The organism is Modicisalibacter sp. MOD 31.J (genome assembly GCF_020147985.1).
GTDB lineage: Bacteria > Pseudomonadota > Gammaproteobacteria > Pseudomonadales > Halomonadaceae > Modicisalibacter > Modicisalibacter coralii.
The window spans coordinates 221,588-248,254 of record NZ_JAGXFF010000003.1 but is presented as its reverse complement, the minus strand read 5'-3'; the positions used below and the strand labels follow the sequence as shown (position 1 = coordinate 248,254).

Annotated in this window: 26 protein-coding genes and 1 tRNA gene; 19 read left to right on the top strand and 8 right to left on the bottom strand. The window is 66.4% G+C overall.

Annotation, left to right across the window (positions count from 1 at the left end; all coding sequences use genetic code 11):
• The first annotated feature begins 17 nt into the window (after positions 1-17).
• The 3 genes from KGR00_RS11765 (at position 18) to KGR00_RS11755 (ending at position 1,593) form a co-directional block, all read left to right on the top strand.
• A tRNA-Arg gene (locus tag KGR00_RS11765) sits at positions 18-94 on the top strand.
• Positions 95-602: 508 nt separating this feature from the next.
• Positions 603-1,148, top strand: coding sequence for a hypothetical protein (locus tag KGR00_RS11760; protein WP_224418528.1), 546 nt, complete (start codon positions 603-605; stop codon positions 1,146-1,148).
• Positions 1,149-1,155: 7 nt separating this feature from the next.
• Positions 1,156-1,593: a type II toxin-antitoxin system YafO family toxin gene (locus KGR00_RS11755; RefSeq protein ID WP_224418529.1), complete on the top strand. Its 438-nt coding sequence runs from the start codon at positions 1,156-1,158 to the stop codon at positions 1,591-1,593.
• Between the two features lie 273 nt (positions 1,594-1,866).
• Here the strand turns inward: KGR00_RS11755 and KGR00_RS11750 are convergent, their stop codons facing one another.
• From KGR00_RS11750 to KGR00_RS11740, 3 genes are all read right to left on the bottom strand, one after another.
• On the bottom strand, positions 1,867-2,916 hold the full coding sequence (locus KGR00_RS11750) for a homocysteine S-methyltransferase family protein (protein ID WP_224418530.1): 1,050 nt from the start codon (positions 2,914-2,916) through the stop codon (positions 1,867-1,869).
• A gap of 124 nt (positions 2,917-3,040) precedes the next feature.
• The gene (locus KGR00_RS11745; protein ID WP_224424420.1) at positions 3,041-3,442 is read right to left on the bottom strand and encodes a hypothetical protein; all 402 of its coding nucleotides are present in this window, start codon (positions 3,440-3,442) and stop codon (positions 3,041-3,043) included.
• A 154-nt stretch (positions 3,443-3,596) separates the two neighbouring features.
• The gene (locus tag KGR00_RS11740; protein WP_224418532.1) at positions 3,597-4,481 is read right to left on the bottom strand and encodes a LysR family transcriptional regulator; all 885 of its coding nucleotides are present in this window, start codon (positions 4,479-4,481) and stop codon (positions 3,597-3,599) included.
• A 144-nt stretch (positions 4,482-4,625) separates the two neighbouring features.
• Here KGR00_RS11740 and KGR00_RS11735 point away from each other — a divergent pair, with 144 nt between their 5' ends.
• The 11 genes from KGR00_RS11735 to KGR00_RS11685 all read left to right on the top strand — a co-directional run bounded on the left by KGR00_RS11735 (position 4,626) and on the right by KGR00_RS11685 (position 16,453).
• Positions 4,626-5,594: a TAXI family TRAP transporter solute-binding subunit gene (locus KGR00_RS11735; RefSeq protein ID WP_224418533.1), complete on the top strand. Its 969-nt coding sequence runs from the start codon at positions 4,626-4,628 to the stop codon at positions 5,592-5,594.
• Positions 5,595-5,612: 18 nt separating this feature from the next.
• On the top strand, positions 5,613-7,523 hold the full coding sequence (locus KGR00_RS11730) for a TRAP transporter fused permease subunit (protein ID WP_224418534.1): 1,911 nt from the start codon (positions 5,613-5,615) through the stop codon (positions 7,521-7,523).
• Positions 7,520-8,905, top strand: a complete 1,386-nt coding sequence (locus tag KGR00_RS11725; RefSeq protein WP_224418535.1) for an acyclic terpene utilization AtuA family protein — start codon at positions 7,520-7,522, stop codon at positions 8,903-8,905. Before KGR00_RS11730 ends, KGR00_RS11725 begins: the two co-directional genes overlap by 4 nt.
• Positions 8,892-9,245: a hypothetical protein gene (locus tag KGR00_RS11720; RefSeq protein WP_224418536.1), complete on the top strand. Its 354-nt coding sequence runs from the start codon at positions 8,892-8,894 to the stop codon at positions 9,243-9,245. The genes KGR00_RS11725 and KGR00_RS11720 overlap by 14 nt, the downstream gene beginning before the upstream one ends.
• 116 nt (positions 9,246-9,361) lie before the next feature.
• On the top strand, positions 9,362-9,715 hold the full coding sequence (locus KGR00_RS11715; RefSeq protein ID WP_129141987.1) for a metalloregulator ArsR/SmtB family transcription factor: 354 nt from the start codon (positions 9,362-9,364) through the stop codon (positions 9,713-9,715).
• Positions 9,712-10,125, top strand: coding sequence for an arsenate reductase (glutaredoxin) (gene arsC / locus KGR00_RS11710; protein ID WP_224418537.1), 414 nt, complete (start codon positions 9,712-9,714; stop codon positions 10,123-10,125). Before KGR00_RS11715 ends, arsC begins: the two co-directional genes overlap by 4 nt.
• 67 nt (positions 10,126-10,192) lie before the next feature.
• On the top strand, positions 10,193-11,500 hold the full coding sequence (locus KGR00_RS11705; protein ID WP_224418538.1) for an arsenic transporter: 1,308 nt from the start codon (positions 10,193-10,195) through the stop codon (positions 11,498-11,500).
• A gap of 269 nt (positions 11,501-11,769) precedes the next feature.
• A complete protein-coding gene (locus KGR00_RS11700; protein WP_224418539.1) occupies positions 11,770-12,753 on the top strand; it encodes a helix-turn-helix domain-containing protein in 984 nt (327 codons plus the stop codon).
• A 59-nt stretch (positions 12,754-12,812) separates the two neighbouring features.
• A complete protein-coding gene (locus tag KGR00_RS11695) occupies positions 12,813-13,736 on the top strand; it encodes a transporter (RefSeq protein ID WP_224418540.1) in 924 nt (307 codons plus the stop codon).
• 8 nt (positions 13,737-13,744) lie between these two features.
• Complete coding sequence (locus KGR00_RS11690) at positions 13,745-14,968, top strand: MFS transporter (RefSeq protein ID WP_224418541.1); 1,224 nt, start codon at positions 13,745-13,747, stop codon at positions 14,966-14,968.
• A gap of 15 nt (positions 14,969-14,983) precedes the next feature.
• Positions 14,984-16,453 carry an amidase gene (locus KGR00_RS11685; RefSeq protein ID WP_224418542.1) on the top strand — a complete coding sequence of 490 codons (1,470 nt, stop codon included), beginning with the start codon at positions 14,984-14,986 and terminating at the stop codon, positions 16,451-16,453.
• Between the two features lie 58 nt (positions 16,454-16,511).
• Here the strand turns inward: KGR00_RS11685 and maiA are convergent, their stop codons facing one another.
• The 5 genes from maiA to KGR00_RS11660 all read right to left on the bottom strand — a co-directional run bounded on the left by maiA (position 16,512) and on the right by KGR00_RS11660 (position 21,162).
• Positions 16,512-17,153 carry a maleylacetoacetate isomerase gene (gene maiA / locus KGR00_RS11680; protein ID WP_224418543.1) on the bottom strand — a complete coding sequence of 214 codons (642 nt, stop codon included), beginning with the start codon at positions 17,151-17,153 and terminating at the stop codon, positions 16,512-16,514.
• A 13-nt stretch (positions 17,154-17,166) separates the two neighbouring features.
• Positions 17,167-18,186 (bottom strand): fumarylacetoacetate hydrolase family protein, encoded by a 1,020-nt coding sequence (locus KGR00_RS11675; RefSeq protein WP_224418544.1) that lies wholly within the window; start codon positions 18,184-18,186, stop codon positions 17,167-17,169.
• 33 nt (positions 18,187-18,219) lie between these two features.
• A complete protein-coding gene (gene hmgA, locus KGR00_RS11670) occupies positions 18,220-19,524 on the bottom strand; it encodes a homogentisate 1,2-dioxygenase (RefSeq protein WP_224418545.1) in 1,305 nt (434 codons plus the stop codon).
• Between the two features lie 237 nt (positions 19,525-19,761).
• A complete protein-coding gene (locus KGR00_RS11665; RefSeq protein WP_129141997.1) occupies positions 19,762-20,421 on the bottom strand; it encodes a CoA transferase subunit B in 660 nt (219 codons plus the stop codon).
• Between the two features lie 39 nt (positions 20,422-20,460).
• Positions 20,461-21,162 carry a CoA transferase subunit A gene (locus KGR00_RS11660; protein ID WP_129141998.1) on the bottom strand — a complete coding sequence of 234 codons (702 nt, stop codon included), beginning with the start codon at positions 21,160-21,162 and terminating at the stop codon, positions 20,461-20,463.
• A gap of 116 nt (positions 21,163-21,278) precedes the next feature.
• Here KGR00_RS11660 and KGR00_RS11655 point away from each other — a divergent pair, with 116 nt between their 5' ends.
• The 5 genes from KGR00_RS11655 to KGR00_RS11635 all read left to right on the top strand — a co-directional run bounded on the left by KGR00_RS11655 (position 21,279) and on the right by KGR00_RS11635 (position 26,626).
• Complete coding sequence (locus KGR00_RS11655) at positions 21,279-22,160, top strand: LysR family transcriptional regulator (RefSeq protein WP_224419843.1); 882 nt, start codon at positions 21,279-21,281, stop codon at positions 22,158-22,160.
• A 195-nt stretch (positions 22,161-22,355) separates the two neighbouring features.
• Positions 22,356-23,702 carry a sn-glycerol-3-phosphate ABC transporter substrate-binding protein UgpB gene (ugpB, locus tag KGR00_RS11650; RefSeq protein WP_224418546.1) on the top strand — a complete coding sequence of 449 codons (1,347 nt, stop codon included), beginning with the start codon at positions 22,356-22,358 and terminating at the stop codon, positions 23,700-23,702.
• A gap of 67 nt (positions 23,703-23,769) precedes the next feature.
• Entirely contained in the window at positions 23,770-24,645 is an 876-nt protein-coding gene (gene ugpA, locus KGR00_RS11645; RefSeq protein ID WP_129142000.1) for a sn-glycerol-3-phosphate ABC transporter permease UgpA, read from the top strand.
• Positions 24,645-25,490 (top strand): sn-glycerol-3-phosphate ABC transporter permease UgpE, encoded by an 846-nt coding sequence (gene ugpE / locus KGR00_RS11640; RefSeq protein ID WP_224418547.1) that lies wholly within the window; start codon positions 24,645-24,647, stop codon positions 25,488-25,490. Before ugpA ends, ugpE begins: the two co-directional genes overlap by 1 nt.
• 23 nt (positions 25,491-25,513) lie before the next feature.
• Entirely contained in the window at positions 25,514-26,626 is a 1,113-nt protein-coding gene (locus KGR00_RS11635) for a sn-glycerol-3-phosphate import ATP-binding protein UgpC (protein WP_224418548.1), read from the top strand.
• Positions 26,627-26,667: the final 41 nt, after the last annotated feature.

Here is a 26,667-nt window from a genome sequence, read left to right as displayed (position 1 = left end):
CTTCACGCACCGGCCTTCCGCCCTTAGCTCAGCTGGATAGAGCGTTGCCCTCCGGAGGCAAAGGTCATAGGTTCGAATCCTATAGGGCGGGCCAGATACAGCAAGGGCCTGCGAGTGATCGCAGGCCCTTTTTGTTTTCTATCCCCCGCGTAACCACTCTGGTTATCACCTGGCGCAATCCCAACGGCTGACTACCGCTGCCTTCGCAATGGCGTATTGGGCACAGGAAGTCGTCGAACCCAAGTTCTGAAAGTCCTGGTGGGCAATCCCAGATAAAAGAAAGGGGGGCTCAAGTTTTGCAGGCGTGAGGTGAGAGAGTCATTTGCTTACCCGTAGCACAGTACGTCAGGGGGCTTGAGGCTGGGGGGACATGGGCCGGTTGCTAGCCGAAAGAAGCGGTCAGCAATGCTGGTGCTGTACGGATGGATAATCTACGGAATCAGGCTCGGGTAGCAGTGAATTGCTGCTGTTCACTGCGCTCAAGCTGTCTTGCACAATGCCGATAGCTCAATTAGGCTGCGCTTCCTCGTAGTCAGAAATGAAAGCACACGCTCCAAGCGTGCTAGTCTGGTAGCAACCGGGCTCGCAGCGGAGGCTCTGTGATGGACACCACGAACCTAAAATCGTCAATCGGCTTCGCGATCAGCCTGCTCAGCCTGCTATCGACAGGGGTTGGTGCGGCCTCGACAGAGGTGATGCACTACTCCATGAGCCAGGTCGTGCCCGTCAAGCAGGTAGAAAGCCGCCGTACGGAGTGTCAGCGCATTCTGGAAGAGGTGTCTCGAGCCAATCGTCGTGCGCGGCACCTTGCCCAAATCTTTCAGAACGAGTGCACACGCTTGTCTCACCTCCCTGATGGCGTCCCGGTCGACCATGAGGCGTACGAAGGCCTCGCTGAGGCTCTGCGTAACCAAGAGTCTGCCCTCAAACGCATTCTGGCCGGCATGGAGCACCATGAGGCGGAAGAGTTCGGCTTCATGGATCTGCGTCGTAACACGGCCAAGGCGCGCTCTGCCGCTGCCAGCGCCGCAATCTTGGCAAAGCAGACGACGAACAAGCCAGAGGTCGTGGGAGGTCGCGCAAGCGGTAAGGCCATGAAGGCTCTTGCCGACAGCTTCGATGCAGAAATGGCCAAGCGCTTTTCGTAAGGGCGTTATGGCCAACGTCCACTTTCATGAGCAGAGTGAATACCTGTTTGACGAAGTGGACAGGCAGTATCCCGGCTTTAAGCAAGAGTTGGTGGCGGACTTCAAGGCTTGCGTAGAGTCGTTTTTCGACTACCGCCCTCCCCGTTTCGGTAAGTTCGATCTATACACTCGCCCGCCATCTTTGCGTGGGCTAGAAATCTGGCATATCCATATCTGCATGCCCCCTAAAGCGGGATTTCCTGCGCATCTTGAGCAGCAGCGCATGAAATGCGATGCCCGATATCCGGAGCGTGACGCAGCGCTCGTATATGTCCAGGGTCTGCTCGATGAAGACGAATACTGTCTTCTGGCAATGCTTTATCCACACGCTCACGAGAAAGCGAATGACGAGCGGCGAATGCTCTGGATAGCTGATATGGCGAGGGATTTCCGCGACCGCTACTGACCTCTTGCTATCTCCTGGAAGACGCGCCATGGCAAACAACGATCATCATGATGGCGGCTCGGTCTTCAGCAGAGAGGTGGCGATAGCAGTGAGTCATGGCAACACCATACCTGATAGCTCACGTGTTGCACTTGGTCATTGTTCGAATCCTATAGGGCGGGCCAGATACAGCAAGGGCCTGCGAGTGATCGCAGGCCCTTCTTCTTTCCCGGCTCCCTCGCCGTTTGAAGCCGAACCGCTCCATGCGGATCGACCGATCCCATCCGCCCCTTGTCAGGCCTTGTCACCCAGGGCGGTGATATGTTCCGGCAGGCGATCGTGAGAGCCGTACATGAAATGGTTCTCCATGCGCTCCGCAAATTGAGCGGCTTCCGGTTCACGCCCCACCGCCATGGCCACTTCGCGCACGTGCATCGGCGATGCCCCGCAGCATACGCCGAGGTAATTGACCCCCAGGGCATGAACGTCGCGCGCAAAGGCGCCGAGCTCGTAACGGTTGCAGAACAGCGGGTCCAGTGCGGTCGGGAAGGCGCGTCCGTGGGGCGCCGGACAGCTGCATCCCTGATTGTCGGAGAGGTTGAAGAACGTCGGCTCCTGCTCGGTGGTGCGATAGGTCACCGGCAGTGCCGCCACATGGCAGCTAACGGCGTCGCGAATCTGCTGGATCCAGGGGCGCATGGTGTCCGGCCCCCGGAAGCAGTTCAGGCCGACCACGCTGGCGCCCTGCTGCTCGAGGGCGACACAGGTTTCCACGATGCCGGGGCCATCGACCATGCGGTTCTCGGCCATCGGCGCCAGGGTGACCACGGCAGGCAGCCCCTGGGCCTTGATCGCTGCCAGGGCCGCTTCGGCTTCGCCGGCATAGTAGAAAGTTTCCGCGATGATGAAATCGGCGCCTTCCTCGACGGCCCATTGCACCATCTCGTCGAACATGGCGCGCACGCTCTGCTGGGCGGCCGGATCTTCCGGGTCCCAGACGTTGCTGTTGGAAATGTTGCCGGCCATCAGGTTGCCGGGCTTTTCATCGGCCACCTTGCGAGCAATCTTCAGGGCAGCCCGGTTCAGCGGTTCCAGCAGTTCCTCCTTGCCGATCACCCGCATTTTTTCGCGGTGGCCGTTGTAGGTGAACGCCTGAACGACATCCGACCCCGCATGCTGGAAATCGCGATGCAGCGCTTCCAGCGCGTCCGGGCGCAACAGCGCCACTTCGGGCACGAACTCACCGGCGGAGAGATAACCGCGCCGTTCGAGCTCGAACAGAAAGCCCTCGGCACAGATCAGGGGGCCCTGGTCGAGTCGTTGGGTGATCAGGTCTTGCGTCATGGGTGAATGCCTCGGCGGTGGTGTGCGTCTTCAATCGAGGCCGCATTTTGGCAGCCCCTCGGCGTCCACCACCAATGAAGAATTTCCACCTCAAGGTGAATCTGGCTCATGTTGGCAGGAGTTTCTAGTAGGCGGGTGCATATTCCATCCGCCCAGTCGCTGCAGGTTCCCCGATGATCAGGTGGGCGACGGGCGTTATCCTTTGCGGGCCGCCAAGGATGCCAGGTCGTTCATGACACGGGTGGAAGAGAAGCCCCAGCCAATCAAGCAACGATAGTGAGAGGTTTCTAATGAGATGGCTAAAGAGGATGAAGTGGTCCGAAAAACTCTTTTTTTCAATAGTTTTGATAATTCCTGCCGTGCTCTTTATCGATATTGCCATCAGGCTGAGCTGGGCACAGAATCTCGTGTTTTTCGGAATCGGCATGCCGTTTTCGATGTGGTTGACCTCTCGAATCATGGACGGGCCGAAGTCTCGGAGGAGGAAGCGGCGAAACGGGCTGATCCCCCTTTCAATACCTGACAAAAAGCCTTCCTTTCTGTCGAAAGCTTTGTGCACCAGTAATTATTATCTAACGAGTTTGCTTTTTCTGATCATTTTTTCCCCTTTCATGTTGATTGCATTGATATGGATGGATTGATGGCGCGCAACCACCGACTCGGCCTTGTCGTGGACGAGCTCAATCCGCCTCGCGAATCAGTGTGAGCAATGCCATTGCCGCGGCCGATAGCGGGTGACGCCGGCGCATGATGACGCCCAGTTCGCGATCGATGGTCGGTTCGACCAGCGGGCGGTATTCGATCCCCGTGGCGGCGATCTGGCGGAAGCTCAGCGCGGGCAGCACGCTGATTCCCACCCCGGCGGCGACCATGCGCCCCACCGTGGCGATCTGACTGACCTCGCAGAGCATGTCGAGCGGCAAGCCGACGTCGGCCATGACCCGGTCGATATCCTGACGCGAACTCGACAGGCGGTTGATACCGATGAAGGGATACCCGGCCAGCTGGGCCCAGGTCACGGAGGTCTGCTCCAGCAAGGGGTGGCCCAGCGGGCACACGGCGACATAGCGGTCGTCGAGGATCGCCTCGAAGGTCAGGTCGTCGGACTCCTGGGGCGGGACCGAGAAGCCCAGATCGGCCCTGCCTTCCCGAACCAGTTGGTTGACCTGCTCGGCCAGCACGTCGTGCAGGCTCAGGTTGATCTGCGGATGCTGCCCGCGAAAGGTCGCGATGACGGTGGGCAGCAGCCCCGCGGCCAGGGTGGGCAGGGCGGCGAGGGTGACCTTGCCGCGTTTCTTCAGGAAGCGTTCGTTGAGATCGTCGAAGGCCTCCGTCCAGTCGTTGAGCAACCGGGTCGCCACGGGCAGGAAGGCTTCACCCTCCGGCGTGAGCCACAACTGGCGCGTGGTGCGGGCGAACAGCTTGCCGCCCACCGCTTCCTCCAGCTTGCGAATGGCGATGCTCAACGCCGGCTGGGAGAGGTGAATGCGTTCGCTGGCTTCCGCCAGGCTGCGCGAGTGGGCGACGGCGACGAACGCCCGTAGCTGCTTGACGCTGGGATTCATTTAATAAATATAAGAAAAATTAAAAACTATTCAATGTACAAAAGAATCCGGCGCGGCGACGCTACCCGGGAGGGCGCTGGACGCTCGGCGCCAACAATAACGCCAGACAACAACAAGGGCCCGCACGAGGCCCATGGAGCCACAATGAAAACGCTACTCACCGCCATGGCGGCCAGCCTCGCCGTGCTGGCCGCATCCGCCGCCGCACACGCCGAAGAACGCCTCCTGATCGGCTCGACATCCAGCTCGTCGAGTCATTACGGCTATTTCGTGGCCGTCAATCAGATCATCAACAACCAGGTGGACGGCGTCAGCTCGTCGGTGGCGGAAACCGGGGCGACGGTCGACAACCTGCGCCGGATCAGTCGCCGGCAGATCGATCTGGGCCTGGTCACCACCAACACCGGCTATCACGCCTACAAGGGCGTGGACGATTTCGAGGGCCACGCCGTCGACAGCCGGCTGCTCTGGGTCTATACCGTCGCCCCGCAGAACGCGGTCGTCCGCGAGGATTCGGGCGTCACCGCGCTGGAAGGGCTCGAGGATGTCCGCTTCAACCCGGGCATCACCGGCTCGGCGACGGAAGCCACCACCGAAGCGGTGATGAAGACCCTCGGCATCCAGCCCGATTACGTGCGCGGCTCGACCACCGACATCGTCAGTGCCATCAAGGACGACCGTCTGGCGGGCTACGTCAAATCCGGCGTGGGGGATCGGCTCGATGGGTCGACCATGGACATCGCGACCTTCACACCGGTGCGCATCCTGTCGCTGAGCGATGACCAGGCCGCGACCCTCCGCGAGAAGATGCCGGACATCGGTGTGGTCGATATCCCGGAGGGGGCGGGCGAGGGCATCCCGGCCTACAAGACCTGGGCCTTCGGCGTCGCCGTGCATGCCCGTCCCGGGCTGGACGAAGCAACCGCCTACCGGATCGTCAAGGCCGTCATGGAAAACCCGGAGCCGCAGGCCAACGCCTTCTCCGCGGTCAAGGGTGCCGACATGGCGCGCATGACGCTCGATGTGGGCACCGTCCCGCTGCATCCCGGCGCCGCCCGCTACTACCGGGAGCAGGGGCTGGAGATTCCCGACGCCCTGCAGCCGGTCGAGTGACGTTCGGGAGCAAGACGCATGCGTGAGTCCCTGACCAAAGCCCTGGCCCTGTTGCTGGGCGGGCTGATCCTCTATACCTCGGCGACCGGGGCCTTCGACAGCCTGATCCAGCGCAGCGTCTTCCTCGCGCTGGTCCTGTTGCTGGGGCTCGCCATCTACCCGCTGGGGGCCGGCACGCGCTGGCGGCCCCTGGGAATCGCCATCGACCTGCTGCTGGCCGCCGGTGCCGTGCTGGCCTGCGGCTACATCGCCGTCAATCAGCACCAGATCCTCACCGAACTGCCGTGGGCGACGCCGTCGGACATGCTGATGACCGCGGCGCTGGTGGTGACCATTCTCGAACTGTCACGCCGCGCCATCGGCCTGATCTTCCCGCTGCTCGTCCTCGCCGGACTGGGGTATGCCTTCCTGGGTGCCTACATCCCCGGCCCCCTGGGCCACCGGGGCTTCGGGCCGGCCTTCGTCACCGAAACCCTGTTCCTCGGCGACCTGGGCATCTGGGGCATGCTGGTCGGGGTGGCGGCCACCACCATCGCCGCCTTCGTGCTGTTCGGCGGCCTGCTGCTGCACACCGGGGGCGGGCAGACGTTCATGGATCTGGCGCTGCGTATCAGCGGCCGCGCCCCGGGTGGCGCGGCCAAGGTGGCCACGGTGGCATCGGGGCTGTTCGGCATGGTGAGCGGCAGTGCGGTGGCGAACGTCGCCACGACCGGCAACTTCACCATCCCGATGATGAAGCGCCTGGGGTACCCGCGGCCCTTCGCCGCCGGTGTCGAAGCGGTCGCCTCCACCGGTGGCCAGATCGCGCCGCCGATCCTGGGGGCAGCGGCCTTCATCATGGCCGAGATCCTCGGCGAGAGTTATGTACGTATCGCCCTGGCGGCGCTGCTGCCGGCGGTGTTCTTCTATCTGGGGGTCTTCCTGACCATCCACATGGTCGCGCGGCGGCGTGGCCTGCAGGTGGTGCCCGACGACGAGTTGCCGAGCTGGGCCTCGGTGCTGCGTCCCGAGCGGCTGATCCCCATCCTGGCCGCGCTGGGCGGGCTCTTCTACGGCGTGCTGTCGGGGCGTTCGATCCAGACGTCGGCCTTCTATGGCGTGCTGATGACGGTGCTCGCCTATGTCGGCTTCGCCGTGCTGGCGCATCGCGCCTGGCGCGACATCGGGGCCTGCCTGCTCGCCGGGTTGATCGACGCCGGCAAGGGCATGGTGATCATCGGCGTGTTGCTGGCCGGCGCCCAGATCCTGGTGGCGATGATCGGCATGACCGGCATCGGCGTCACCCTGGCCAGCCTGATCGTCGAGGTGGGCGGGCAGTCGACGTTCCTGGTGGCGCTCATCGTGGGCGGGGTCTGCCTGATCCTGGGCATGGGCATCCCCACCACGGCCGCCTATGTGCTGGTCGCATCCGTGCTGGCGCCGGCCCTCACCGAGATCGGGATCGAACCGCTGATCGCGCATCTGTTCGTGTTCTACTTCGCCACCTTGTCGGTCATCACGCCGCCGGTGTGCGTGGCCGTCTTCGTGGCCTCGGGCATTGCCCAGACCAACTGGCTGCCCGCGGCCGGCGAGTCGGTCCGCCTGGCCGCGGCCATCTACGTCATTCCCTTCCTGCTGCTGATCTATCCGGCGCTGGCCGGGTTCGGCGGCTGGAGCGACATCGTCCTGGCGACCTGCCAGGGGCTGGCCTTCGTCACGGCGTTCGCCGCCTTGATGTCGCGGGTCTCCGTGACCGGGCACCGTGGACTCGACGTCATCGGCCTGGTGCTGGTCATCGCCCTGGCCCTGACGCCGGGCTGGCTGACCACGCTGGCCGCGCTCGGCGGCCTGATCGGCCTGTATCTGCGTCATCGGCGCCTGGCTCGCCGGGATGGCATGCAGCGCCTTGCCCCGCGAGAGATCCCCGCCGTGAAGGAGACCCGCACATGACCTTTCTGCTGGGCAGCGGTGCCGGGTTCTCCGGTGACCGCACCGATGCGGCGGTACCGGTGGTCGCCGAGCTGATCCGCCGGGGGCAGCCCTGCGCCCTGGTCTTCGAGACGCTGGGCGAGCGGACCCTGGCCGCTGCCCACCGGGCCCTGCGCGAGTCGCCTCGGGCGGGGTTCGAGCCGCTGCTCGAGGAGTTGCTGAGCCCGGTGCTGGACGACTGTCTGGAACACGGCATCACCATTCTGGGCAACTTCGGCGCCGCCAACCCCGCGGGGGCCTGCGAGGTGGTCGCCGGGCTCGCCCGCCAGCTCGGCCGGCCCGACGTGCGCATCGGCCGGGTCCAGGGCGACGATATCCGGGCCGCGCTGGGCGATCTCGACCTGCAGCTCTGGGAAGCCGAGACCCAGGCGCTCCCCGGCGCCGATCAGTTGATCTCCGCCAACGTCTATCTGGGAGCGGCGCCCTTGTGCCAGGCGCTGGAACTGGGGGCGCAGGTGGTGGTCACCGGTCGTGTCGCCGACCCCGCGCTGTTCCTGGCGCCGCTGGTGACGCATTTCGGCTGGGCCTGGGACGACTGGGATCGGCTGGCGGCCGGGATCATGGCCGGCCATCTGGGCGAGTGCGGATCCCAGGTCAGCGGCGGCTACTTCGCCGACCCGGGCGTCAAGGACGTGGCGGGGCTCGCGACCCTGGGCTACCCGATCATCGAGGTGGAGGCGGAGGGGCGCCTGGTCGTGACCAAGCCGCCGGGCACCGGCGGGGCGGTGACCGAGCAGACGGTCAAGGAACAGCTACTCTACGAAGTCCACGACCCCGGTGCCTATCTCACCCCCGATGTCGTCGTCGATCTTTCCGGCGTCAGCGTCCGGCAGGTCGGGCCCGACCGGGTCGAGGTCACCGGCATTCGCGGCCGGCCGGCCCCGGCACGGCTCAAGACCACGGTCTGCTACGAAGGCGGCTGGCAGGGCGAGGCGGAGATTTCCTACGCCGGGCCCAACGCGCTCGGTCGGGCACGCCTGGCGGCGCAGGTGTTGCGCGAGCGCCTGGCATTCCGGGCGCCTGCCGAGCTGCGCCAGCGGCTGGACATCATCGGCCTGGCCAGCGTCTTCGACGACGACACCGGCACGCTGCAGCAGACGCCGGCCGCGACGGAGGGCGACTATCGGCTGCGTCTGGCGGTCGAGCATGCCGAACGGCGCTGGGTCGAGCGTGCGACCCAGGAGCTGCTGGCGCTCTACTGTGCCGGCCCCGCCGGCGGCGGTGGGGTACGCCGTCACTTCCTGCGGCGCGTGTGTACCGCCTCCTATCTCGTCAGACGCGACGATGTGGACGCCTTTGCCACCCTCTTCGAGCCCGGGAGACTGCCTCATGACACCCTCTGATATTGCCGAGCTGGTGACCGTGCCCCTGCACCGGCTGGCGCACTCCCGGGCGGGAGACAAGGGCAACCGGCTCAATCTCTCGCTGTTCGCGTACCGGCCGGAGACGTATGCCGTCCTGGTCGAACAGGTCACCGAGGCCCGGGTGCGGGAGCTGTTCGCCCATCGCGGCGTCACTCGGGTCGATCGCTACCTGGTGCCGGGGCTCGGGGGAATGAACCTGGTGCTGGACGACGTCCTGCAGGGCGGAGTGAACGGCGCGCTCAACCTGGACGGGCATGGCAAGACCCTGTCGTTCCTGCTGCTGGGCATGCCGATCAGCGTCGACCCGCACCTCCTGTAACGCGATGGTCAGCGCCGCCGCGCCCGGCTCATGCCGAGCGGCGGTTTCGCGCCCGGGGGGCATGGCCGGCGACACCTTGTCTTGCCTTCGTTCAACATGTCTGTAATTCTGGACATATGGACGATAACGATCTGCTCGAAACCTTCGCCGCGCTCTCCCAGGCGACCCGGCTGGAGACCTTCCGCCTGCTGGTACGCCACGAACCGGAGGGCCTGCCGGCCGGCGAGATCGCCCGTCTTTTGGGGGTTCCGCACAACACCATGTCGACCCATCTCGGCGTGCTGGCACGCTCTGGGCTGGTGGTCTCGCGCCGGGAGAGTCGGTCGGTCATCTACCGGGCCAGCCTCGGTCACATGCGTGAGGTGCTCGGCTTCCTGGTGCGGGACTGCTGTGCCGGCCGGCCCGAGCTGTGCGAGCCGCTGCTCGAGGAACTGCAGCCTGGCTGTCCATCAACAGGGGATCCGTCATGATCAGCGTGATCTATCACAACCCGGACTGCGGCACGTCGCGCAATACGCTGGCGATGATGCGTCAGTCCGGCGAGGAGCCGCACGTCATCGAGTACCTGAAGACGCCGCCTTCACGAGCGAAACTGCTCGAGCTGCTCGCGGCGATGGCCATGGCCCCACGGGAACTGCTGCGGCGCAAGGGCACGCCCTACGACGAACTGGGCCTGGACGACCCGGCACTGAGCGATGCGCAACTGGTCGACGCCATGCTGGCGAATCCGATCCTGATCAACCGCCCGATCGTGGTCACGGAGCGGGGAACGGGACTGTGCCGGCCGTCGGAAAGGGTCCTGGCGCTGCTGCCCGACCCGGTGGCCGAGTTCACCAAGGAAGACGGCGAGGTCGTGCGTGTCCCGGGAGCGGCGTCGTGAAATCGCGTCGGTGATAGCCCCGAGCCGCCATGGCCCTTACATCCGATAGCGAGACAGGGAGTCGAACATGCTGGCCTTCGCCATCTTTCTGATCACGCTGGTGCTGGTCATCTGGCAGCCCCGCGGGCTGGGTATCGGCTGGAGCGCGCTGGGCGGCGCCGCGGTGGCGCTGGCCACCGGCGTCGTCGACTGGGCCGATGTGGGTACCGTCTGGCACATCGTCTGGGATGCCACCTTCACCTTCGTGGCGCTGATCATCATCTCCTTGATCCTCGACGAGGCCGGCTTCTTCGCCTGGGCGGCGCTGCACATCGCCCGCTGGGGCGACGGGCGGGGGCGACGGCTGTTCCCGCTGATCGTGGTGCTCGGTGCGCTGATCGCGGCGGTGTTCGCCAACGACGGCGCGGCGCTGCTGCTGACACCGATCGTCGTCGCCATCCTGGTGCGGCTCGAGTTCAGTACCGGGGCGGCGCTGGCCTTCATCATCGCCACCGGCTTCGTCGCCGACACCACCAGCCTGCCGCTGATCATCTCCAACCTGGTCAACATCGTCAGCGCTAATTACTTCGCGATCGGCTTCGATCGTTACGCCCAGGTGATGGTCCCGGTCGATCTGGTATCGCTGGTTGCCACCCTGCTGGTACTGGGGTGGTACTTCCGTCGCGAGATCCCGCCTCGCTATGACGTCGAACGGTTGGAGGCGCCGGCGGCGGCGATTCGCGACCGCCAGGTCTTTCGTGCGGCCTTCCCCCTGCTGATCGTGCTGCTGATGGCGCTGTTTCTGACCGAGCGCTGGGCGATTCCGTTCTGCGTGATCATGGGTAGCGCGGCGTTGGTGCTGATGGCCATCGCCGGGCGCTGGTTCACCCCGGGGCACGTGCACGTCGTCTCGCTCAAGCGGGTGATCAAGAACGCCCCCTGGCAGATCGTGCTGTTCTCGCTGGGCATGTATCTGGTGGTCTACGGGCTGGGCAACGCCTGGCTCACCGCCGGCGCGTCGCGGGTGCTGGTGTGGCTGGCCGGGCAGGGCGATCTGGTGGCGACCGTGGGGACCGGCTTTCTTTCGGCACTGCTCGCCTCGTTGATGAACAACCTGCCCTCGACGCTGGTCGGCGCCCTGGCCATCGATCAGGCCCAGGTCGCCAGCCAGACCCAGCAGTTGATGGTCTATGCCAACGTCATCGGCAACGACCTGGGGCCCAAGTTCACGCCCATCGGCAGTCTCGCCACACTGCTCTGGCTGCACGTGCTGGCCGGCAAGGGCTATCGCATCGGCTGGGGGCAGTACATGAAAATAGGGCTGGTCATCACCCCGCCGGTGCTGCTGGCCGCGCTGCTCGCCCTGGCGTGGTGGCTGCCGGCAATCACCCCCTGAAGCGAGTCGAAACGCGGCGCCTTTTTGGTACCTCGAGGGCGTGAAACAGAGCGTGACCCGCGGGGGTCGCCGGATGGCCTGCGTCGAATGAGCGTTGACGCCGGGCGTCCTCTTATGCCCAATGAAGGATTGACGGTCGTCGCCGGCTCCCCCGAGCGTGTACGGCGATCGAGCTGACGAATCATGGCCATCCTACATCAGCAATTGTTGATATACGCCGATGACGGGATGCCGGGTTCGCTGATGGCCTTTTCGCGGGGTAAGGTGCCATGGACAACAAGAAAATCCCTTTCGGGAAAATCAGTAGTCTGCCGAATTTTTTTCACGATGATACGCGAGACGTGCATCAGCACGCGAAATGTCTGAAAGGCTGGCGTCTGGATTTTCTCCAGATGAGCGAAGGACCTTTCGAAGGCGAAGTCGTCCTCTTCGAGCTGGAAGGGCTCAAGATCATCAAGGACAGAATCAGCCAGTCCGTGCTCAAGAAAGGCGAGCTGGAGAACGCCTCGATCAGCTTCAGCGTGCCGTTATCGCAACCCCAATCCCCGCTCGTCTGCCAGGGAAAGACCTATCAGCAACCCGGGGTGTTGGCCCTGAGAAAAGGCGAGTTGCCGGAAATCAGGGTGCCGGCCGGCCTCGAACTGCTCTGCCTGAGCATGGACTCCCGGTCTCTGCTGGGGTTGCTGGACGGCCCCGATACCGGTATCGAGCAGTCGCTGGCCAAACCCTGTTACCTGCCCATCCCGGCGGGCTATCGAAATCTGGCCCGGCTCTTCGAACTCACGTGCCAGTCGCGATTGTTTCATGATTACCCCGCCGTTCGGCGCGAGTTGCGCGATGACTTCCTGAGTCAGCTGCTGATTTTCCTGGAACGTGGCGAAGTCGAAAAGGTCACCACATCCGCGCGCAAGCGCGTCGTCGATCGGGCACGAGAGGTCATCGCCGCCAACGAGGACGATACGATGACCATCCTTGCACTGTGCCAGGCCATCGGGGTGAGTCGACGCAAGCTGCAGTACTGCTTCCAGGACTGTCTGGGAGTCAGTCCCGTCACCTATATCAGGCTGTACCGCCTCAATGAAGTCCATAAATCGCTGCTGAACGCGGGGGCAACGACCCATGTTCAGGACGAGGCGGCTCGCCGAGGGTTCTACCATCTGGGGCGTTTTGCCCTGGAGTACCGGCGGCTGTTTGGGGAAAGGCCCTCGGAGACGTTGCGACGCGCCCAGGCCAATCGTGCCGAATCCGGATAACGCCGGATCGATGCCCGTGGTTAATCTCGTGCCCAATAATCACAACGACAAGGTGCACGATGAACAAGAATCTCGCAGTATCCCTGACGCTGGCCGGCATGGCCCTTGCGGGCCCGGCCCTGGCCACCGAGGCCGGGGCGCCCACCACCGCGATGGGGGTCTTCGACTTCGGCTCCGGTTTCCTTCCCCCGGCGACGCCGCACGGCAGTGTCGGCTTTCGCACGGCCTGGTACTCCGCCGATGACCTGAAGACCGCCGACGGTTCCTCCTCGCCCAACGACTTCTCCCTCGACGTGCTCTCGATCGGGCTGTCCTATGTCTACATGACGGACAAGACGTTCCTGGGGGCCCGCTACGGTTTCGGCGGCGTGGCGCCGTTTTTCGACATGGATGCCTCGTTGCGCGTCAAGGCCGGCGGGCGCACGGTGTTCGAGGACGACGCGAGCCCGTTCGCCCAGGCCGACCTGCAGATCCTGCCGGTGATGCTCGAGTGGCGGCCGCGGCCGGGCATGGGGGTCACCGCGCAATTCCAGATCCAGGCCCCGACCGGCGACTACGACGAGGATCGGCTGGTCAGCCCGGGGCTCAATCACTGGGCCTTCTCGCCGATCGTCGGCTTCAGCTACATCACCCCCGGCGGCTTCGAGTTCTCCACGCTGTCGCAACTGGATATCAACACGCGCAACCACGCCACGGATTACCGCAACGGTATCGAGTACCGCAACGAATTCGCGCTCGGTCAGCATGTCGGCGCCTGGACGCTCGGGGTGGGCGGTTACTACTACGATCAGCTCACCGACGACGACAGCCCCTCGCTGGCCGACGGCGACGGCAACCGGGCCAAGACCTGGGCCGCCGGCCCGGCGCTCAGCTATGTCGAGCCCGGCATGCCGGCCGTGTGGTTTCACGCCTATCAGGAGTTCGGCGCCGAGAACCGTGCCGAAGGCTACAACATGGCGCTCCGTGTGGCCTACAGCTTCTAGGGGGACGCATGACAACGACGACTTCACAAAGGCAGGCCGGGACCCGCGAGGGTGCCGTGCTGCTGCTGGGCAGCAGCCTGACCATCGTCGGCTCGGTGATGGTGACCTCGGTAATCCCCAAGATGATGGCGGAGTTCGCGCCCACCAATCCGCATGCCGACCTCTGGGTGCCGCTCGCCATCACCGGGCCGGCGCTGGCGATCGCGCTGTTCGCGCCGGTGGCCGGGTGGCTGGCGGATCGTGTCGGTCGCAAGCCGATGCTGGTGGTCGCGACCCTGCTCTACGCCATTCTGGGTGCCCTGCCGGCACAGCTCGATGCGCTGATGGGCGTGGTCGCCGCGCGACTGCTGTTCGGCGTCGCCGAGGCGATGATCATGACCGGCTGTTCGACCCTGATCGCCGACTACTGGCGCGGCGAGCAACGCATGCGCTACGTCAACGGCCAGGTGATAACCATCGGCCTGGTCGGGGCGATCTTCTTCGCCGTGGGCGGCATGCTGGGCGAGGCCTCCTGGCGTACTCCCTTCTATCTCTACCTGCTGCCGCTGCTGCTGGTGCCGTTCATGCTGCGCGTGCTGTGGGAGCCGTCCCTCGAGCGTCAGCAGGCGTCCGACCAGGAGCGGGGCGAGGGCCGGGTGGATGTGGCCGCGCTGGTGGCCGGCTGCCTGCTGATCGGCGTGGGCATGGTGCTGTGCTTCGTCGTCACCATCCAGACGCCGGTGGTGCTGGTCGGCCTGGGCGTGACGTCGAGTACCCTGATCGGGCTGGGCGCGGGCTGGGCGCTGCTCGCCTCGCTGCTGGGCGCGCTGCTGTGGCCCTGGGCACGGCGGGCGCTGGGCACGCGGGGCTGCAATGTGCTGTTGCTGCTGCTGCTGGCCATCGGGCTGTGGATACTCGCCGAGGCGCCCGACTACACGACCGTGCTGCTGGCGGTGACCATCCACGGCATTGGCGCCGGCATGCTGGTGCCCAATGCCATGGCGCCGGTGATGAACGCCCTGACACCCAAGACCCGCGGCCGGGGGATGGGCCTGTTCACCGGCTGCCTGTACATCGGCCAGTTCGTCAGCCCGCTGGTGGTGGACCTGGCGGCGGGCCTCGGCGGCGATCTGACACACGCCATCCTGCTGCTCGCCGGGCTCGGGGCGCTCTACGCCCTCGGCTGGGCCGGCGCGGCCTGGTGGGGGCGCGCGCTCGTGGCCGCCTCCCGACACGACCGTTCCCCTTCCTGATCCGGAGATTCATCGATGACGCATGACATTCACCCTCTGCTGGACACGCAAGACGGGGTGGCGCTCGGCCAGTACGTGCGCACGGGCGAGGTATCGAGCACGCAACTGGTCGAGGCGGTCATCGAACGCCTGGAGCGTGTCGAGCCGCATCTCAACGCGGTGGTCGAGCGGCTCTACGACACCGCGCGTGAGCGCAGTCGCCAGCCCGTCGTCGCCGGGCAGCCGTTTGCCGGCGTACCGACGCTGATCAAGGATCTCTTCTCGCCGCTCGAAGGCGCCTTGATGACCCAGGGTTCGCGTGCCCTCGATGCGGTGCGTGCCCCCTTCGACGACGAACTGGTGTCACGCCTGCGCCGGGCCGGCTGCGTACCGCTGGGTACCACCGCCTCGCCCGAGTTCGGCACCTCCTACACCACCGAGTCGAGCCTGCACGGCGCCACCCGCAACCCCTGGGATCCCGAGCGCAGCGCGGGCGGCTCCAGCGGCGGGGCGGCGGCGCTGGTGGCCGCTCGGGTCGTGCCCTTTGCCCACGGCAACGATGGCGGTGGTTCGCTGCGCGTACCCGCTTCCTGCTGCGGGGTGTTCGGCTTCAAGCCGAGCCGGGGGCTGATGCCGTCGGGCCCGCTGGTCGGTGAGGGCTGGGGCGGCATGGCCATTTCCCATGCCATCACCCTCAGCGTGCGCGACAGCGCGGCATTGCTCGACGCCACCGCAGGGGCCGACCTCGGCGCGCCCTACGCGGCGCCGATCACGCCGATGAGCTATCGGGCGGCGACCGAGCGCGACCCCGGGGCGCTGCGTATCGGACTGATCGAAGGACCCACGCTGGCCCCGGAAGCCGCGGCCGTCGCCCGCCAGAGCGCGGCGCTGTGCGAATCGCTGGGGCATCGCGTCGAGCCGGTCACGCTGCCGCTCGACTGGGAGACGTTCTATCACCGCTGCTTCGACATCATCGGGCCCAGCACCCGCGAGACCCTGGACAGCCTGGGCGAGATGCGCGGCTCCCCCATCGACGAGCAACTGCTGGAGCCGCGTACCCGGGTGATGCTGCGCGAGCGCGGGCATCTGGACGCCACCCGTTACATCGCCGCGATCCATTACATGCATGGGCTGGGGCGTCGGATGGCGGCGCTCATGGAGCAGTTCGACGTGCTGCTGTCGCCGACCCTGGCGCGCCAGCCGCCGCGCATCGGCGAGCTGGATGCCTTCGACGAGCGGCGCTCGCTGGCGGAGATCATCGGCGATTTCCATGGCTACTGCCCGTTCACCGCGCTGTTCAACGCCACCGGACAGCCGGCGATGTCGCTGCCGCTCTACTGGACGGACACGGGTCTGCCGCTGGGCACCCATGTCGCGGGTCGCTTCGGCGAGGAAAGCCGGCTGTTTTCCCTGGCGGCCCAGCTCGAGCGCGCCCAGCCATGGGCCGGGCGGATTCCGCCGATTCATGCCGGCATGAGCGCGGCCCCCGACCTGCAAGCGGGCTAGCCGGAGTGGCCGGGCTGTGCCGGATCACGCGACACGGCCCGGCCGGCCCCGGGGCTTCTCAGGCCGCGTCGGGCTGACGTTCGGGCCGGGCCTCGGCGAACGCGGGCAGGGTCTCCAGATGCGCGACGATGCGCTCGAGTGTCGGGTAGGCGCCCAGGTCGCAGTCGAAGCGCCGGGCGTTGAACACCTGAGGCACCAGGCAGACGTCGGCCAGGCTCGGGGTGTCGCCGTGACAGCAGGTCCCGGTGGCCGGGGTGCCCGCCAGCTGCGTTTCCAGCGCGGCGAAGCCTTCGGCGATCCAGTGACGGTACCAGGCGAGCCTGGCGTCTTCCCCGATACCCAGCTCGCCGGTCAGGTAGCCGAGCACCCGCAGGTTGTCGAGGGGATGGATCTCGCAGGCGATCAGCTGGGCGAGCGCACGGACCCGGGCGCGGCCCTCGGCGTCGGCCGGCAGCAGCGGCGGCGCGGGATGGCGTTCGTCCAGGTATTCGCAGATCGCCAGCGACTGGGTCAGCCGCGTGCCGTCGTCGGTCTCGAGCACCGGCACCAGGCCCTGCGGGTGGCGGGCGAGATGTGCCGCGTCGCGCTGTTCGCCCTTGACCAGGTTCACCGGCACCTGCTCGCAGGCCAGGCCCTTGAGGTTGAGCGCGATACGCACCCGGTAGGCGGCCGAGGAGCGGAAATAGCCGTAGAGTCTCATCGTGGCTCTCCGCTCAGGTCGGCCGGTACGGCACCACCGACTGGTCGATGGCGCCGAAGAGGCTCCGGCCCTGGCGATCGAACATCTCGATACGCACGCGATCGCCGAAGCGCAGGAAGGGGGTCTTCGTCTCGCCGTGGAGGATCTTCTCGACCATGCGCACCTCGGCCAGGCAGCTGTAACCGACGCCGCCCTCGGCGATCGGCTTGCCCGGGCCGCCGTCTTCGCCGGGGTTGGACACGGTGCCCGAGCCGATGATCGCCCCGGCGCCCAGGCGGCGGGTGCGTGCGGCGTGGGCGACGAGCTGCGGGAAGCCGAAGACCATGTCCGGGCCGGCCTCGGGCTCGCCGAACTTCTCGCCGTTGAGATGCACGGTCAGCGGCAGGTGGACGCGGCCGTCCCGCCAGGCGTCGCCCAGTTCGTCGGGGGTCACGGCGATCGGCGAGAAGCTCGAGGCCGGCTTGGCCTGGAAGAAGCCGAAGCCCTTGGCCAGCTCACCGGGGATCAGCCCGCGCAGGCTGACGTCGTTGACCAGCATGATCAGCTTGATGTGCCCGGCGGCCTGCTCGGGGGTGACCGCCATCGGCACGTCGTCGACGATCACCGCCAGCTCGCCCTCCAGGTCGATGCCGTGCTCCTCGCTGATCGCCTCGATGGCCTCGGTGGGGGCCAGGAAGCTATCGCCGCCGCCCTGGTACATCAGCGGGTCGTTCCAGAACGATTCGGGCATCTCGGCGCCCCGCGCCTGACGCACCAGCTGGACGTGGTTGAGATAGGCCGAGCCGTCGGCCCAGTGGTAGGTGCGCGGCAGCGGCGAGTGCAGCGCGCTCATGTCCAGCGCGAAGGCCTCGGCGGCGCGGCCCTCGTTGAGCTCGGCATAGACGGCCTCGAGACGCGGGGCGAGGGCGTCCCACGCCTCGATGGCCTGTTGCAGGGTGGCGGCGATCCGCGGCACGCGCACGGCGCGCGTCAGGTCGCGGGAGACCACGATCAGCTGGCCGTCGCGGCCGTGCTTGAGCGAAGCGAGTTTCATGATGGGGTCCTTGTTGTCGTCGGGGAGCGGTGATCAGCGCTGGTCCGGGGTGAAGTGCGAGCGCAGCCCCGCCCAGACGTCGACGTAGTCGCGCTGGCGGAAGTCCGCGTTCAGGGCGGCCGGCGTGGGCTGGAAGACGTAGCGGCTCTCGAACATGAAGGCCAGGGTGTCGCCCAGGTAGGCCGGCTCGAGTTCGGCATGCGTGGCCTTCTCGAAGGTCTCCGCGTCGGGGCCGTGGGGCGACATGCAGTTGTGCAGGCTGGCCCCTCCGGGCAGGAAGCCTTCCGCCTTGGCGTCGTACTCGCCGTGGATCAGGCCCATGAACTCGCTCATCAGGTTGCGATGGAAGTAGGGCGGGCGGAAGGTGTGCTCGGCGACCATCCAGCGCGGCGGAAAGATCACGAAGTCGATGTTGGCCGTCCCCGGGGTGTCCGAGGGCGAGGTCAGCACGGTGAAGATCGACGGGTCGGGATGGTCGAAGCTGACGGTGTTGATGGTGTTGAAGCGGGCCAGATCGTACTTGTAGGGCGCGTAGTTGCCGTGCCAGGCCACCACGTCGAGCGGCGAATGATCGAGCCGGGTGGCCCACAGCCGGCCCGAGAATTTGGCGACGAGTTCGATGTCGCCGCCGACGTCCTCGTAGTCGGCCACCGGGGCGAGGAAGTCACGCGGGTTGGCCAGGCCGTTGGCGCCGATAGGCCCCAGGCCGGGCAGCTCGAAGGGGCTGGCGTAGTTCTCGCAGACATAACCGCGCGCCGCGGCGGCGTCGAGACGAACCTGGAACTTGATGCCGCGGGGCACCACGGCGATCTCGCCCGGGGCGACATGGAGCCGGCCCAGCTCGGTGCGCAGCGTGAGCGCGCCCTGCTGGGGCACGATCAGCAGCTCGCCATCGGCGTCGTAGAAGAAGCGCTCGGTCATGTCGCGGTTGCAGGCGTAGACGTGGACCCCGCAGCCGCTCTGGGCGGTGGCGTCGCCGTTGACGGCCACGCTCAGCATGCCGTCGACGAAGTCGGTGGGCGCCTCGGGCAGCGGGCGCGGATCCCAGCGCATCTGATTGGGGTCGGCGGCCAGCTCGGCCGGCGGCGCGGTGACCCAGTCCCCCGCCGGCAGCGGCCGGTAGGCGCTCTGCGCCACCGAGGGGCGGATGCGATACAGCCAGCTGCGCCGGTTGTGGCTGCGCGGCGCGGTGAAGGCCGAGCCGGTGAGCTGCTCGGCGTAGAGGCCGTAGGGGCAGCGCTGCGGGGCGTTCTGGCCCTCGGGCAGGGCGCCGGGAAGTGCCTCGCTGGCGTGGTGATTGCCGAACCCACTCAGGTAGTCGAGCTTGTCGGAAGGCATCGGGAAGACCTCTCTGCGTGGGAAGCGACGCCGCCTCCCGGGCAATTGGTTTCAATTGAAACTAAATGCTAGAGAGAGACCGCGATACGGGTCAAGCGCTACACGACGAAAGTGGGAGGTCGACGAGGGCGAGGCCGGGGTGGCGGTTGGGGGTGGACATACGGAAACGCCCCGCGCGCCGCCGGGCCTTGCGACGCGGCGGGGTGCGGGGCGGCAGGGGCGCTCAGTCAGTGGCTATCAGGCGAACGTCATCTCCGGGACATGATCGGGCACGATGAGCTTGCCGGCGGTCTTGGCGACGATCTCGTCGACGCTGACGCCCGGGGCGCGCTCCTTGAGGATGAAGGCGCCGTTCTCGATCTCCAGATAGGCCAGGTCGGTGAGCACCCGGTTGATGCAGCCGGCCCCGGTCAGCGGCAGGTTGCAGCGCTCGAGCAGCTTGGACTCGCCGTGCTTGGAGGCGTGGGTCATGGTGCAGATGATGTTCTCGGCGCCGGCCACCAGGTCCATGGCGCCGCCCATGCCCTTGATCAGCTTGCCGGGGATCATCCATGAGGCGATGTTGCCGTGCTGGTCGACCTCGAAGGCGCCGAGCACGGTCAGGTCGACGTGGCCGCCGCGGATCATGGCGAAGGATTCCGCGGAGGAGAAGATCGCCGCGCCGGGCCGTGCGGTCACGGTCTGCTTGCCGGCGTTGATCATGTCCGGATCGACTTCCGCCTCGGTGGGAAAACGCCCCATGCCCAGCAGGCCGTTCTCGGACTGCAGCATGACGTCGATGTCATCCGGAATGTAGTTGGCTACCAGGGTGGGGATGCCGATCCCCAGGTTGACGTAGAAACCGTCCTCGAGTTCGCGCGCCACGCGCTGGGCCATCTGTTCGCGAGTCAGTGCCATCGGTGATGCCTCTTGTCTTGTTGGTCGTGAATGACGCGCTCAGTCCTGATGCACGGTGCGCTTCTCGATGCGCTTCTCGAAGGTGCCCTGGATGAGGCGGTCGACGAAGATGCCGGGCGTATGGATCTGGTCGGGATCGAGCTCGCCGGGTTCGACGATCTCCTCCACCTCGACCACGGTGATCCGGCCCGCGGTGGCGGCCAGCGGATTGAAGTTCTGGGCGGTGTTGCGATAGATGACGTTGCCGTAGCGGTCGGCCTTCCAGCCCTTGACGATGGCGAAGTCGCCGACCACGGACTCCTCGAGGATGTAGTGACGGCCGTTGAACACCCGCACCTCCTTGCCCTCGCCGATCGGCGTGCCGTAGCCGGTGGCGGTGTAGAAGGCGGGGATACCGGCGCCGCCGGCGCGCAGCTTCTCGGCCAGGGTGCCCTGGGGGGTGAGGACCACCTCGATCTCGCCGTCGAGCATCTGGCGCTCGAAGAGCGCGTTCTCGCCCACGTAGGAGGCATGGATGGTCTTGATCTGACGGTCCTCGAGCAGCAGCCCCAGACCGAAGCCGTCGACGCCGCAGTTGTTGGAATAGACGGTCAGGTCCTTGACCCCGCGGCGCTTGACCTCGGCGATCAGGTTCTCGGGAATACCGCAGAGGCCGAAGCCCCCGGCGAGCAGGGTCATGCCGTCCTCGAGTCCCTCGAGGGCCTCTGCGTAGGACCCTACGCGCTTGTCGAAACCGGCCATGGCGTGTCTCCGTGTTGTTGTGCGTCTTGGACTATGGCGCGGGGCGACTATTTTGTTAAGTTTGTTTTAAAAAATGATTGTTGAGTTTTTTCAATCAATGAATCGGGGGCATGCCGATGACCGTGAAGCAATTGCGTGCCTTCCTCGCCGTCGCCCAGACGCTCAGCTTCGCCCAGGCCAGCGAACGGCTGCACGTCTCGCAGTCGGCGCTCAGCCTCGCCATCAAGGCGCTGGAATCCCAGCTCGGCGGGGCGCTGTTCGGGCGCACCACGCGCCAGGTCCGGCTCACTCCCGAGGGCGAGGCGCTATTGCCGCTGGCGCGGCGCCTGATCGCCGAGTGGGACGATGTCGAGGATACCCTGCGGCGGCGTTTTCGCCTGCAGCAGGGCCGGGTGGTGGTCGCCGCCATGCCGTCGTTCGCCGCCAACCGGCTGCCCCCGCTGCTGGCGACCTTCCGTGACCGTTACCCGCGCGTGGGTATCACTGTGCACGACGTCATCAACGAGCAGGTCATCGAGATGGTCCAGGCCCAGCGCGTCGAACTGGGTATCGCCTTCGAACCGCCGTCCGTGGCCGGATTGACCTTCTCGCCGATCTATCGGGATCGCTTCGTCGCGGCGGTGCCCCGGCAATCGTCGCTGGCCGGGCAGGCGGTCGTGACCTGGGCCCAGTTGCTGGCGCAGCCGTTCGTCGCCCTGCAGCGGCCCTCGCAGGTGCGCCTGATGCTCGAGCGGCATCTGCAGACGCGGGGCATGACGCTGCCGGTGGCCTTCGAGAGCCATCAGCTCGCCACGGTGGGACGCATGGTCAGCAGTGGGCTGGGGGTCAGCGCGGTCCCGGCGTTGTGCATCGAGCAGATGGCGTCGATGGGCGTTTGCTGCCTGCCGTTGACGGACCCGGTCATCGAGCGTTCGGTGGGGGTGCTGACCCGCGCCGACCAGGCGGTGTCGGTGGCGGCCTCCGCGCTCCACGAAGTGCTGCTGGCCGGCGACGCCTGACGGCGACATGCCGCTTGCCCTGCCGATACCTCGTGGCCTGGCGGACAAACCACCGGGACTCGGTCCGAGCCGAACGAACACCGAATCGTCACCTTCCTGAAAGATTTTCGGCCTAGAGTCTTCTGCGCGTTTCGAGCGGTCAGCGGGGTCGACCGTTCGAACCATCGACGACTTCGTCTCGCAAAGGAGCCTTGCATGTCTCGTTCGCCGCTTTCGTCTGTCGCGTCACGCTGCTGGCCCTCGGCCGCCTTGCTGAGTATCGGCGCCGCGGCCCTGCTGTCCGCCGGTTCGGCCCGGGCCGCCACCCAGATCGAATGGTGGCACGCCATGGGCGGGGGCCTGGGCAAGAAGGTCGACGAGATCGCCGCCGACTTCAACGCCAGCCAGGACGACTACGTCGTCAAGCCGGTGTTCAAGGGCAATTACACCGAAACCATGACCTCGGCGATCGCCGCCTTCCGTGCCGGCAAGGCACCGCAGATCGTCCAGATCTACGAGGTCGGCACGGCGACCATGATGCACGCCAAGGGTGCCATCGTGCCGGTCTATCAACTGATGGCCGACGAGTCCGCCGACTTCGATCCGTCCGCCTACCTGCCCGCGGTCACCGGCTACTACACCACCACCGACGGCAAGATGCTCTCGCTGCCGTTCAACTCCTCCACGCCGGTGACCTACGTCAATCGCGACATCCTGGAGCAGGCCGGCGTCGACGAGGTGCCCAGGACCTGGCAGGGGCTCGGCGAGGCGCTGGAGAAAGTGGTGGATTCCGGTGCCGCGGAGTGCGGTTTGACCACCACCTGGCCCTCCTGGGTGATGCTCGAGAACTACTCGGCGCGCAACGACATCCCCTTCGCCAGCGAGGCCAACGGCTTCGGGGGGCTGGATGCCCGTCTGCAGTTCAACGAGACGGCGGTGGTCGATCATATCCAGCGTCTCGCGCAGTGGCAGCAGGACGGTCGCTTCGTCTACGGGGGCCGCAAGGACGAGGCGGCGCCCAAGTTCTATTCCGGTGAGTGCGCGATGATGATGGGCTCGTCGGCCTCCTACGCCGGGGTGCGTGACAACGCCGATTTCGATTTCGGTGTCGCGCCGCTGCCCTACGACGCCGACGTGACCGACACCCCCAACAACACCATCATCGGCGGCGCCTCGCTGTGGGTGCTCAACGGCGCCAGCGAGGCCCAGAAGAAGGGCATCGCCGAGTTCTTCGAGTATCTCTCCTCGCCCGAGGTGCAGGCCGACTGGCACCAGTTCACCGGGTACCTGCCGATCACCACCGCGGCCGCCGAGTTGACCCGCGAGCAGGGCTTCTACGACGAGAACCCCGGTACCGACGTGGCGATCGAACAGATGACCGGCTCCGCGCCCACCGAGAACTCCAAGGGGCTGCGGCTGGGCAACATGGTGCAGATCCGCGACGTGATCAACGAGGCCCTGGAGAAGATCTTCGCCGGCAACGTCAGTGTCCAGGCGGGGCTCGACGAGGCCGCCGAGAAGGGCAATGCGCTACTGGCCAAGTTCCAGCGCGCCAATAGCTAATTGCCCGGCAGGTTCGGCCCGTCACCGTCAGCCGGTGGCGGGTCGAGATGCGTGGCGGAGATCCTGAATGACTCACTTCCAACGCTATCGTGTCACGCCCTGGCTACTGATGGCGCCGCAGTTGATCATCGTCGGGGTGTTCTTCTTCTGGCCGTCGCTGCAGGCGGTCGAACAGGCCTTCTACGTCGAGGACGCCTTCGGCCTGTCGCGGCAGTTCGCCGGGCTGGCCAACTTCGCGGCCGTGCTGCACGAGCCCGACTACTATCAGGCGCTGGGCACCACCGTGGTCTTCTCGCTGTCGGTGGCGCTGGGCGCCATGGCCATCGCCCTGCTGCTGGCGGTGCAGGCCGATCGCGTCATCAAGGGGGCCAACGCCTACAAGACGCTGCTGATCTGGCCCTACGCCGTGGCGCCGGCGGTGGCCGGGGTACTGTGGATGTTTCTCTTCGACCCCACCCTGGGACTGGTGAGTGCCGGCCTCGAGTCACTGGGCATCGACTGGAACCACAACCTCGACGGCGATCAGGCACTGCTGCTAGTGATCCTGGCCTCGGTGTGGAAGCAGATGAGCTACAACTTCGTGTTCTTCCTGGCCGGGCTGCAGACCATTCCCCGGAGTCTGCTGGAAGCCGCCGCCATCGACGGCGCCGGCCCCTGGCGGCGCTTCTGGACGGTGACCTTTCCGCTGCTGTCGCCGACCAGCTTCTTTCTGCTGGTGATGAACGGCGTCTACGCCTGCTTCGAGACCTTCGCCACCATCGACACCGTGACCGGCGGCGGGCCGGCCGGCGCGACCACCACGCTGGTCTACAAGGTCTACGAGGATGGTTTCATCGGCCAGGATCTGGGGTCCAGCGCCGCCCAGTCGGTGCTGCTGATGATCCTCGTGGGTCTGCTGACGCTGATCCAGTTCCGTTTCGTCGAACGTCGAGTCCAGTACTGATGCGCTACCAACGTCCCGGGCTGGATATCGCCAGCCATCTGTTGCTGGCCGTGGGCTGCGGCCTGTTCTTCCTGCCGGTGTGGCTGGCCTTCGCCGCCAGCACGCACTCCATGAGCGAGCTCTCCGGCCACGTCGCGCCGCTGTGGGTGGGCGACACCGGGCTGGCCAACTACGCGCGGTTGATCGAGGACCCGGTGAACAGCCTGGGCACCAACGTGCTGAAGCTGCTCGTCAATTCGCTGGTGATGGCGCTGGGCATCGCCGTGGGCAAGATCGCCATCTCGCTGCTGGCCGCCTACGCCATCGTGTTCTTCCGCTTTCCGCTGCGCCGGCTGTGCTTCTGGCTGATCTTCATCACCCTGATGCTGCCGGTGGAGGTGCGAATCGTGCCCACCTACCAGGTGGCCGCCGACCTGCACCTGCTCGACAGCTACCCCGGGCTGATCCTGCCGCTGATCGCCAGCGCCACGGCGACCTTCCTGCTGCGGCAGTTCTACCTGACCATCCCGCCGGAACTGGTCGAGGCCGCGCGCATCGATGGTGCCGGTCCCTGGCGCTTTCTGCGCGACATTCTGCTGCCGCTGTCGAAGACCAACATCGCCGCGCTGTTCGTGATCATGTTCCTCTACGGCTGGAACCAGTATCTGTGGCCGCTGCTGGTCACCACCGACGCCGATTACATGACCGTGGTGGTGAGCCTCAAGCGCCTGCTGACCACCGGTGACTCGCCGGTGCCCTGGCAGGACGTCACGGCCACCGCGATGCTGGCCATGGGGCCGCCGGTGCTGGTGATCCTGCTGATGCAGCGCTACTTCGTCAAAGGCCTGGTCGACAGCGAGAAGTGACGACCGATTCAACGGGAAACGCTATGGCTACCTTGCAATTGAGCGCCCTCGAGAAACGCTATCCCAACGGCTTCACCGCCCTGCACGGGATCGACCTGGCCGTCGAGGACGGCGAACTGGTGGTGATCGTCGGCCCCTCGGGCTGCGGCAAGTCGACCCTGCTGCGCACCCTGGCCGGGCTGGAATCGATCACCGCCGGCGAGCTGGCCATCAACGCGCGACGCGTCAACGACCTGGAACCCGCCGAGCGCGACATCGCCATGGTCTTCCAGAACTACGCGCTCTACCCGCACATGAGCGTGTACGACAACATGGCCTACGGCCTCAAGAACCGTGGCGTGGCCAAGGCGGACATTCGTCGCCGGGTCAATGCCACCGCCGAGCTGCTCGACCTGGGGGCCTTGCTCGACCGCCGCCCGCGCCAGCTGTCGGGCGGCCAGCGCCAGCGCGTGGCGATGGGCCGGGCGATCGTCCGCGAGCCGCAGGTGTTCCTCTTCGACGAGCCGCTGTCCAACCTCGACGCCAAGCTGCGCGTGCAGATGCGCCTGGAGATCCGGCGCCTGCAGAAGCGCCTCGGGGTCACCGCGGTCTACGTGACCCACGATCAGACCGAGGCGATGACCCTGGCCGACCGGCTGGTGGTGATGAACGCTGGGCGTGTCGAGCAGTGCGGCACGCCGATGGCGCTGTACGACCGCCCGGCGACCCGCTTCGTCGCCGGCTTCATCGGCTCGCCGGCGATGAACTTCCTGCCGGTGACGGTCCGCGGCGAGCGCCTGGAGCTGCCCGACGGCGGCGAGCTCGACCTGGCCACCGGGCTGGACGACGGCGCCGAGCTGACGCTGGGCGTCCGTCCCGAGCATCTGACGACGCTGCCCGACGGGGCGGCGATGCCGGCGTCGGCCGTGGCGCTCGACACCCGGGTCGAGCTGATCGAGCCGCTGGGCGCCGACACCCTGGCCTACACCCGCCTGGCGGGGCTCGACGAGCCCGTCGTGGCGCGCCTGGATGGCGAGCATGCCGTCGCCGAGGGGCAGACCTTGCGCCTTGTCCTGACCGGCGAGCGGTTGCACCTGTTCGACGCCGAGGGGCAACGGCTGGCCGAGCGCCGATGCGCCGTTGACATCGTATCCTGAACGGATCGACCACGCGCCCGGCGGCCATACCGGCGCCGGAA